Source organism: Streptomyces triticirhizae, assembly GCF_003696235.1.
Lineage (GTDB): Bacteria > Actinomycetota > Actinomycetes > Streptomycetales > Streptomycetaceae > Streptomyces > Streptomyces triticirhizae.
Genome location: NZ_RFFJ01000220.1, coordinates 1 through 9174, shown reverse-complemented (window position 1 = coordinate 9174; position 9174 = coordinate 1). Strand labels below are relative to the sequence as shown.

The window sequence follows — 9174 nt, the reverse complement described above, 5'->3', positions numbered from 1 at the left end:
ACGGGGGCCTCCGGCGGCCGGTCGCGCGGGCGTTCCTGCGGCCCGGCGTCCGCCCGTTCCTCGGGGGCGGGGATCACCGTCGGCGGGATCACGGCCGGGGGGATCACGGCCGGCGAAGGGGCCGGGCGCGGGTCGGGGTCCTCGACCGGGCGGGGCGCGGCGCGGAGCCCCCGGGGCTCCGGGTCCTCGACCGCCGCCCGCCGCGCGGGCGGGCCCGACTGGACGCGCAGCGGCCCGAGGTCCCGCCACAGCGCGAGGCCCCGCACCACAGCGAACTCCGGTGCCTCCGACCGGACATACATCGCCAGACGGTCCTCCAACCGGGCGGCGGTGCCGGGCGCGGCCGCCACGCCGCCGGCCAGCAGCAGCGTGGACGGCGGCACCTCCAACAGCGCGTCCGCCCGGGCCCGCGCCTCCTCCACCGCCTCGTGCGCCAGCGCGCGCAGCGGCGCCAGCGCCGCCTCCTCCTCCGCGCGGCTCAGCCGCACCCGGTGCTCGGTGCCGGGCAGCGTCGCCTCCGCGACGTCCTCATCGCCCCACGCCAACGCCAGCCGCAGCTCCTCGGCCACGCGCGCCAGCGCCAGCGGCGACACCCGGATGTCCGGCGGGAGTTGGGCCAGCTGCGGCCGGAGCGCCGTGGCGATCGCCTCGTCCCAGGCGTCGCCGCCGAGCGGATGGCTGGCGGTGTGCACGATCCGCACCGTGCGGTCGCCCTCGGCGGTGAGCACCGTCAGGTCGAGGCTGGTGCCGCCCTGGTCGTAGACCAGCACCGAACTCCGCGCCCCGTCGCGGACCGCGCCGTAGTGCAGCGCCGCCGCCACCGGCTCGGCGAGCACCGCCGCCACCCGCAGCCCGACGCCCTCGGCGGCCCCCCGCAGGGCGCGTTCGCCGCCCGACGGCGGCAACGACAGCGTCAGCGGCGCCCGTTCCCCGTCCGCCGGGCGCACGCCCCGCGCCTCGTCGGCCAGCTCGACGAGGGCGGCGAGCAACTGCCCGACCAGCGCGGCCGGCGGCTGCCCGAGCACGTCGAACCCGCCGCCAGCCCCGTCGTTGCCCTGGTCCAGGAGCAGCGAACGGGCCGACAGCGCCACCTCCTCCGGGTGGGTCAACGCCCGTTCCCTGGCCGCCCGGCCCACCTCGAACGCGCCGCCGGGCCGCACCCGCACGGCCGCCGGCACCGCGCCGTCCGCCCCACCGACGTCGGCCGGCGCGCCCGCCACGACGGGCTCGCCCCGTTCGTCCAGCCAGGCCACCCGGGCGACGCTGCCGCCCAGATCGATCGCGTACACCGTTCACCGACCCCCGTCCGGTTTCTCGCCATCCGCACCCGTGCGACATCACTCTGCGTAAGATAACGTGCTGCGTACGCTAGTTCATGGCCCGTCATCGCCAACAGGGCACCGGGGCGGGCAGTTTCACGCACATGGCAGGGCGGCGGGGAGGGGATGCCGGTGGTCGCCGAGACGGCGGCGCTGCGGCTGGGGGCCACCGTGGCCCGGGCGGCGGCCGGGTGGTGGCTCGGGTCCAGGCGGCGGGAGCAGGAGCGGCACCTGTCGATGGAGGAGCTGATCCGCGTCCGGGTGCCGGGAGTTCGGCTCCAGCGCGAGGTCAGGCAGCAGTTCGAGCAGATCACCAACGCGGTGTTCGACCGCCTGGAACCGCGCCTCGCGCAGGCGTTCGCCCGGCTGGAGGAGAACGGCCGGCTGGCCGTGATCGACGCCGTGGCCGACACGTTCACCCGCGCCGACCTCTCCGACGAGGCGCTGTTCGAGGCGAACGCCAACCCGGCCGAGCTGGTCCGCGCCCTCACCGGCTCGACCAAGGGGCCGGTCGGGCTGAACGAGGCGGAAACCCGGCTCTACGAGGCGCTGTTCGCCGAGTGCGTCGAGTACTACGTGCGCATCGTACGCAGCCTGCCGGTCTTCGAGGAACGGGCGGCCGCCGAGCTGCTGAGCCGGACGGCGACCCTGGGCACCGACATCGCCCGTATCCTCCAACGCCTGCCGGACCGCTCGCTGTTGGCGCCCGAGGGCAGCGACCTGGACACCGACTTCCGGCGCCGCTATCTGGAGCTGGTCAGCCGGAGGCTCGACGAGGTGGAGCTGTTCCGCCGCCCGTCCGACCACACGACCGCGTCCAGGGTGCCGCTGTCCGTCGCCTATGTGAGCCTGCGGACCACCGACGCCCCGGCCGGCCGCCCCCGCCGGGAAGCCGAACGCCTGCGGCCTCACCTGCGGGACTGGGAGCACGGCGGTGGCGACCACGCGGGCCGCCGCGTGGAGGCCGCGCTGTCCGACGCGCCCCGGGCGCTGCTGCGCGGCGAGGCCGGCTCGGGCAAGACAACGCTGCTGCGCTGGCTGGCGATCACGGCGGCGCGCGGCGCGTTCCGGGACGAGCTGGCCGACTGGAACGGGCTGATCCCCATCCTGGTCAAGCTCCGCGAATACAGCGGACGCCGGCTCCCGGCGCCGCCCGCCCTGCTCGACGGCGTGGCCGCCCCGATCAGCGGGCTCGCCCCGAGGGCCTGGGTGGAACGCCAACTGGCCGCAGGCCGGGTGCTGTTGCTCGTTGACGGCGTGGACGAACTCGTCGAGCGCGAGCGCCGCGCCGCCCGCGACTGGCTGCGCGGGCTGCTGGACGCGTACCCCGACACCCGGGTGGTCGTCACCTCGCGACCGGCCGCCGCCGAAGCCCCCTGGCTGCGCCAGGAGAAGTTCACCGCGCTGCACCTGGACCGGATGACGCCGGCCGACCTGGCGGCCTTCGTCCGCCAGTGGCACCAGGCCGTGGGCGCACTGGGCGACGATCTCCCTTGCCCCACCGAGGAGTTGCCGCAGTACGAACGGTCCCTGCTCGCCAGCCTCAGGGACCGCGCACACCTCCAGGCGCTGGCCGGCACGCCGCTGCTCGCCGCCATGCTCTGCTCGATGCACCTCTACCGGGGCCGCCATCTGCCCCGCGACCGCATGGAGTTGTACCGGAACGCGCTCCACACCCTGGTCCACGACCGGGACGCGGAGCGCGACGTGCCCAGCGCGGTGGACAGCCGGCTGAGTCTGGACGACAAGCTGGTCCTGCTGCGGGACCTGGCCTGGCGGCTGTCGGAGAACAACCGCAGCGAGACCGACCAGGAGCGCGCCGCCACGCACGTCGGCGCGAAGCTGCGCGCGATGCGGCACCTGGACGAGCCGGACGGCGCATCCGTGCTGCGCCAACTCCTGGACCGCAGCGGGGTGTTGCGCTCCCCCGCCGAGGGCCGCCTCGACTTTGTGCACCGCACGTTCCAGGAGTATCTGGCCGCCGAGGAGGCGGCCGAGGAGGACCGCATCGGCAGCCTCGTGGGCCGCGCCCACCTCGACCAGTGGCGCGAGACCATCATCCTGGCCGCCGGCCACGCGAACGCCCGCCAGCGGGCGGAACTCCTCCACGGCATCCTCGACCGCGCCGACGCCGAACCCCGCCACGCCCGGGCGCTCCGCCTGCTGGCGGCCTCCTGCCAGGAGACGATGCGCGTGGTGGACTCGGACCTCGGGGACCGCCTCGACCAGGCGATTGGCCGGCTCCTGCCTCCGCGACGGAAAACCGACCCACCGGCCCTGGCCGCCGTCGGCCCGACCCTGCTGCGCTCCCTGCCGAGAACGCTGGCCGACCTGACGGAGAAGGCGGCTGTTCAGACGGTTCGCACCCTGGCCCTGATCGGCGGCGAGGAGTCCCTGGACCGCCTCGCGGGCTACGTGGACGAGAAGCGATGGAAGGTCGTCCACGAACTCATCGACGCCTGGGACTACTTCGACGCGGACGCCTACGCCGACCGCGTGCTCGCCCACCTGCCCCTGGCCGGACAACTGGTCAATCTCCATCACCCCGACCAGATCCGCGCGGCCACCCGACTGCGTTCCCTGACCGACGTACAGATCCTCCATCCGGTACGCGGCCTCGAATTCCTTGCCGACCTCCCGCCGCTGACGGTGCTGTCAGTGATGGACATCACCGGCCCGGCGGACCTCTCCGTGCTCGGCGCCCATCCCCAGCTGAACTTGCTCTCGCTCTGGGGCGACTACGAGGCGCGGGGTACCTCGATACTCACCGCGCTGACCGATCTGAGCTGGCTCACCGTCTCGGTCACCGGCGACCTGACGCTCGAGTCGCTGCGGCCGTTGTCCCGTCTGAAGCACTTCGAACTGCTGGCCGTGCCAGAGTCGTTCGACCTCGGTGGCCTGACCGCCCTTCCCCCGCTGGGGCACCTGGCGTTGATAGGCAACGGGGAGGACGTTCCTAGGAGTTTCGGGGAGTTGGCCGGCCTGACGGCGCTCAACTCGATGAGGCTGCACACCTATGACCTGCGCGACTGGCTTGCCGGTCCCATCAGTCCACCTCCCGCGCTCACCAGGCTGGAACTGATCGGTTGTCTCCTGCCCACCGACTCGTCCGTCTTCGCGCGATTCGAGCACCTGCGTGAGCTACGCCTCTACGGCTGCCGGACCCCGGACGGCCCCGTCCGGACCTATCCCGACATCCCCGGCGTGGACGTCACGATCAGCCACTCGTAGCCCCCGAACGGCGAGACCCGTCCGGGGGCTTGGCGGCGCCCAGCGCAGGTCAGCGCTTGGTCAGTTCGAGGAACGCGGACCAACTCGCGGTGGGGAAGGCCAGCGCGGGGCCCTGCGCGTCCTTGCTGTCGCGAACGGGGACCACATCCGCCACACCGTCTGCGACCTCCACGCAATCACCGCCGTTGGGGCCACTGTAGCTGCTGCGGCGCCACACGGGCACAGGGCGTTCACTGATGGTCATGAAGCGATTTCCTTGAGTACAGAGCCCAGCAGGCTCACCGAGTCGTCGGGCGAGAGCGCGACTGCCTTGAGCGGATCGTATGCCCGATGGCTCGCCTTCACATCTTCCTCGTCGGCCAACAGATGGCCGCGCGGGAAGGCGTCCACATGCACGACATCGTCGCTGTCCTGGAACCCGAGGATGTTGAACGGTCCGCTGGAGCCGGCGTGGAGGGGCACTTCCTGCGGGATGACCTGGAGCACATGCAAGGGGTTCTCGGCGAACGCCAGGAACTTTCTCAGTTGCCCCGCCATGAGGTCACGGTCGCCGACAGCCCGACGGAGGACGTTCTCCTCCACAATGGCCCACACATCCGGCGGGTTCTCCCGGTCCAGGATGCGCTGGCGTTCCATCCGTGCCTCGACCAGATCGTCCAGTATCCGGGGGCGGCCGGCCCGCAGCACGGCCCGTGCGTAGTCCTCGGTCTGGAGAAGCCCGGGGACCAGGTACGGGTGGAACAGGCGAACAGAGGTGGCGCGCATCTCCAGTTCGACATACGGCCGGAACCACGCCGGAAAGGCGTACTTGATGACCAGCCGCCACAGGCGGGTGAACCGTCCGTTGGTGCCGAAGATGCGGTCGCAGGTCTCCGCGAACCGGAGCGAGGGCACGCGTTTGGCGGTTTCGATCTTCTGCACGAGCGTGTGATGGCACGGCACTTCGGCGGCCAGTTCCACCTGGGTCACGTCGTGTTGCTCCCGTTCGAGGCGGACCTCCATTCCGAAGTGCGCCAACGTCGAGGCGTTGGGGTCGGTCGGGTCATCGCCATCGTGTTCGGCAGGCATAGGTGTCCCCCTTTAAGACGGATCAACGTGTCTAACGACAGCGGCAGTTGTCTCCCCGGATCGTATGGCAACGGGGCTCATGGTTGGGCATGGTGTTGGCACGTCAGTGGCCGAGGCCATAAATTCCCGGCGGCCGTGCTCGAACGGACCGAGATCATGTTCGACTTTCCGCTCCGGGCTTCCTGACGTGCCCGAATTCCCCTTTCTTTTCTCTCAATTCAGGAGGCAGACGCATGATCATGTACCTTCGCCCCGACGAGGTCGAACTTTCCTACGACGAGGACGACCCGTTGGGGCTGGTCGCGGTTCTCAACACGGCGCCCGGCCGTTGGGGAGGGAACGCCTGATGCTGATCTATCTGCACGACGGCGAGACGGATCTGCCCTACGACGGGGACGACCCGTTGGGGCTGGTGGCGGAGTTCGAGAGGATCGCCGGTCCTCAGAGCGTCGCGGTGCTGACGACCGGACTGGATACGGACTTCCTCGCGGCCCTCGGCCGCGTCGCCGCGAAGGTTGGCTAGACCGTCGCGCCGGTGGCCGGAAGGGTGGCCTCCTACCGTTGCTCTCTCGGGTAGGGGGCCCGCCCGCCGGCCGGCCGCGACCGTGTTCCCTCAGGGCTGGGCGGGCCCGGCCGCGCCTTCTCCAGCGACACGGTGTCGCCGCCGGGCTCCGACACCCGCACCCGGTGTTCGCCTTCCTCTGTCGACGGGGCGACGATGGACACCAGGAGTCGGACGCCGGCGGGCGGCTGACGTTCCATCAGGTAGCGGACGACGGCGAGGCGGACGGCCTCCAGTTCGTTGCGGATCTGCCGGCCGCCGTAGGCGCGGCGTTCCGGTTCGACCATCCGCTCGGTGATCCAGGCGTGGAGGCTCGGCCGGTCGAACTCCAGGTGGATCTGGCGGCGTTCGAGGGTGGTGTCGGCGAGGCGGGCCAGCAGCCGGTCGGCGATCCGCACGATGTGCGCGCGGCGCAGCATGTCGAAGACGACGATGCCCGGCTTGAGGCGGCCGAAGATCTCCGGCCGGCCGATCGCGCGGAACCGCTCCTCGACGGCGCTGGCGAAGTGCGCCTCCAGGGCGGCGTACTCGGTGTCCTCGCCGGTCTCGGCGAGGAGTTCGGGCAGCGCGTCGGCGCCGACGTTGGAGGTGAAGACGATCAACGTCTGGGCGAAGTGCGCGGTGCGGCCGTGGCCGTCGGTGAGCCGGCCGTCCTCCAGGATCTGGAGGAACTTGTCGAGCACCGCCGGGTGCGCCTTCTCGATCTCGTCGAACAGCAGGACGCTGAACGGGCGTTCCCGCACCCGCCCGGTCAACTCGCCGCCGCGCTCGAAGCCGACATAGCCGGGCGGCGCGCCGGCGAGGCGTTCGGCGGCGTGTTCCTGCTGGTACTCGCTCATGTCGAAGCGGGCGTAGGCGCCGGGGTCGCCGAAGATCAACCGGGCCAGGGACTTGGCCAGTTCGGTCTTGCCGACGCCGGTCGGGCCGACGAAGAAGAACGTGCCGCGCGGCCTGGCGGCGCCCGAGTCGCCGAAGTCCACGCCGACATAGGCGGCCTGGAGCGCGCCGACCACGGCGTCCACGGCCCGGTCCTGCCCGATCACGTCGGCGGCCAGCTCCTCGGCCGCCGCCGCGATCCGGCCCCGGTCCAGCTGGGCCCAGGGGTCGACGGTGACGTTCAGCCGGTGCTTGCGCATCAGCTCGGCGTGCCGGTCGACGGTGACCCGCCGCAGCCGGGAGGTCTTGGCCAGGGCGTCCAACTCCCAGGCGGACAGGCCGTCCGTGGCGCCCACCAGCCGTTCGAAGTCCTCGTGGGTCGCCTCGTCGGCGCCCCGGAACTGGTCGCGCAGCAGCGAGAACCACAGCCGCCGCTCGCGCTGGTCGGGCGGGCCGAGGTGGAGGGTGACGACGCGCGGGTCGTCCCGCCACAGCCACTCGGGCAGCCGGGACGGGTCGCCCACCACGGTGAGGACGGCGTTGCGGGCGGTGCCGGTGGCGGCGTCCGGCACCACGGCGTCGGTCATGGCGGCGCGCAGCAGCAGATAGCCGGCCGTGGACTCGGGTTGGGCGACGGGCAGCGCGTGGTCCACGTCCTGGAAGACGAACGCGACGGGCGCCCGGGGGCTGGCGGCCACGCGTCGGGCGGCGGCCACGGCGTCGTCGAACGCCGTCAGCCGCCGGGCGGCGCGGGGCGTGAACAGGCCGGCGCGCGCCTCCTCCCGGGCCGCGCCCCTGCGGGTCCTGGCGGCCTGGCGGGGCCCGTCGTCCCGCTCGTCGTCCCGCTCGTCGTTCCGCTCGTCGTTCCGCTCCGGGGCGGCCTCCGACGCGGCCTGGCCGGGGGCGGGTTGGGGGCCGCCCGGCCGGGCCGGCTGGTCGTTGCGGGGCGGGGGCTGGACGGGCTGGTCGCGGGACGGCGGCAGGCCGCGCATCAGCTGCTCGAAGCGCTCGCGGTGCCCGGGAACGGGGAACCGCAGCCCGTCCACCGGGTCCCACCAGCCGACCACCTCGGCGCCGCGCCGCACCAGGACGGTGACGAGCAGTTCCTGGAACGAGGCCGGCGCGCCGTTCCACCACCAGCGGTCGCGGACCTGGCCGCCGAGGATCACCTGACGGCCGCGTTCCATCTCCCAGCCGAGGGAGAACGTCCACAGCGGCACCAGCGGGTTGGCCAGCGCAGCGCCCTCCCGGTCCTGGGGCTCGGCGGCCGGCTGGCCGCCGGGCGGCCGGTGGTCTCCGGTGGGCGGGCCGCTCATCGCGCCCTGCCCTGGCCTGGCAGCGAACGGCCGCCGCCGCGCGGGGGCTTGCCGTCCCAGTCCAGTTCGCCCGGCAGGAAGTCCTCGGTCGCCAGCTCCGCGTGAACCCCGTCGAGCAGTTCCTCCGTGGAGCAGGTGGCGACCGGGTTGGGCCCGTCGGGGATGCCGGGCTCGCCGTCGATGGCGTAGGAGAGCGCCGCCTGTCCGCTCTCGTCCACGCGGATGGCGGTCTCGTAGACGGCGCCGTTCATCCGCTCGAAGCGCAACAGGAGTTGGCCCGGTACCTCGCCGCCCCCGGTGAAGGTGAACCCGTGGCCGGCCATCGCCTCCTGGAGGGCGCGGGCGAGCGCGGCGCGGCGCTCGTGGGCGAGCAGCAGGTCGTCCAGCCTGGCCTCGGCGCGCGGCAGCAGCTCCTCGACGGCGGCGACGGCCGCCGAAGCCGGCCCGGCCTCGCCCGCCGCCAGCGCCTCGTCGGCCCGGGCCAGCGCCGCCCGCAACTCCTCGGCCAGCGCGGGCTCGTCGAAGTCGACGGCGTCGCCGATCGCGTCGAGCAGGCCACGGCGCACCACGTCGAGCCGGTCGGCGGCCTCGGCCAGTTCCTCGGCCCGCTCCTCGGCGAGGACGGCCTCCCGCTCGGCGCGCTCCTCGGCCTCACGCGCCGCCCGCTCGGCCTCGGCGCGGGCGCGCTCCTCGGCCTCGGCCCTGGCGCGTTCCTCCTCCGCCCTGGCGCGGGCGGCGGCCTCGCGCGCGGCGCGCTCCTCCGCCTCGGCGGCGTCATCGACCGCGAGCCGGTGGCGGTCCA

At 73.2% G+C, this 9174-nt stretch carries 6 protein-coding genes and 1 pseudogene; 2 read left to right on the top strand and 5 right to left on the bottom strand.

The window, feature by feature from the left end:
• On the bottom strand, positions 1-1289 hold a 1289-nt coding region (locus EBN88_RS25935), incomplete at its 3' end, for an Hsp70 family protein (RefSeq protein WP_147472849.1).
• A gap of 162 nt (positions 1290-1451) precedes the next feature.
• Here EBN88_RS25935 and EBN88_RS25930 point away from each other — a divergent pair.
• Complete coding sequence (locus EBN88_RS25930) at positions 1452-4550, top strand: NACHT domain-containing protein (RefSeq protein ID WP_122399484.1); 3099 nt, start codon at positions 1452-1454, stop codon at positions 4548-4550.
• Positions 4551-4599: 49 nt separating this feature from the next.
• On the opposite strand, the gene EBN88_RS25925 is transcribed toward EBN88_RS25930, so the two are convergent.
• Together EBN88_RS25925 and EBN88_RS25920 are read right to left on the bottom strand one after the other, a co-directional pair.
• On the bottom strand, positions 4600-4794 hold the full coding sequence (locus EBN88_RS25925) for a DUF397 domain-containing protein (protein ID WP_122399483.1): 195 nt from the start codon (positions 4792-4794) through the stop codon (positions 4600-4602).
• A complete protein-coding gene (locus EBN88_RS25920; protein WP_122399482.1) occupies positions 4791-5618 on the bottom strand; it encodes a helix-turn-helix domain-containing protein in 828 nt (275 codons plus the stop codon). The genes EBN88_RS25925 and EBN88_RS25920 overlap by 4 nt, the downstream gene beginning before the upstream one ends.
• Before the next feature lie 346 nt (positions 5619-5964).
• Between EBN88_RS25920 and EBN88_RS30840 the strand changes: the two genes are divergently transcribed.
• Entirely contained in the window at positions 5965-6141 is a 177-nt protein-coding gene (locus EBN88_RS30840) for a hypothetical protein (protein ID WP_158621533.1), read from the top strand.
• Positions 6142-6173: 32 nt separating this feature from the next.
• On the opposite strand, the gene EBN88_RS25915 is transcribed toward EBN88_RS30840, so the two are convergent.
• Together EBN88_RS25915 and EBN88_RS25910 are read right to left on the bottom strand one after the other, a co-directional pair.
• Entirely contained in the window at positions 6174-8372 is a 2199-nt protein-coding gene (locus EBN88_RS25915) for an AAA family ATPase (RefSeq protein ID WP_122399481.1), read from the bottom strand.
• Positions 8369-9174, bottom strand: a pseudogene (locus EBN88_RS25910) (hypothetical protein); the annotation flags it as partial. The pseudogene EBN88_RS25910 and the gene EBN88_RS25915, both read right to left, overlap by 4 nt.

Excerpts from the sequence above, each read along its gene's own strand:
- EBN88_RS30840 (WP_158621533.1), top strand. The coding sequence starts at position 5,965 with ATGCTGATCTATCTGCACGACGGCGAGACGGATCTGCCCTACGACGGG.
- EBN88_RS25920 (WP_122399482.1), bottom strand. The coding sequence starts at position 5,618 with ATGCCTGCCGAACACGATGGCGATGACCCGACCGACCCCAACGCCTCG.
- EBN88_RS25925 (WP_122399483.1), bottom strand. The coding sequence starts at position 4,794 with ATGACCATCAGTGAACGCCCTGTGCCCGTGTGGCGCCGCAGCAGCTAC.
- EBN88_RS25915 (WP_122399481.1), bottom strand. The coding sequence starts at position 8,372 with ATGAGCGGCCCGCCCACCGGAGACCACCGGCCGCCCGGCGGCCAGCCG.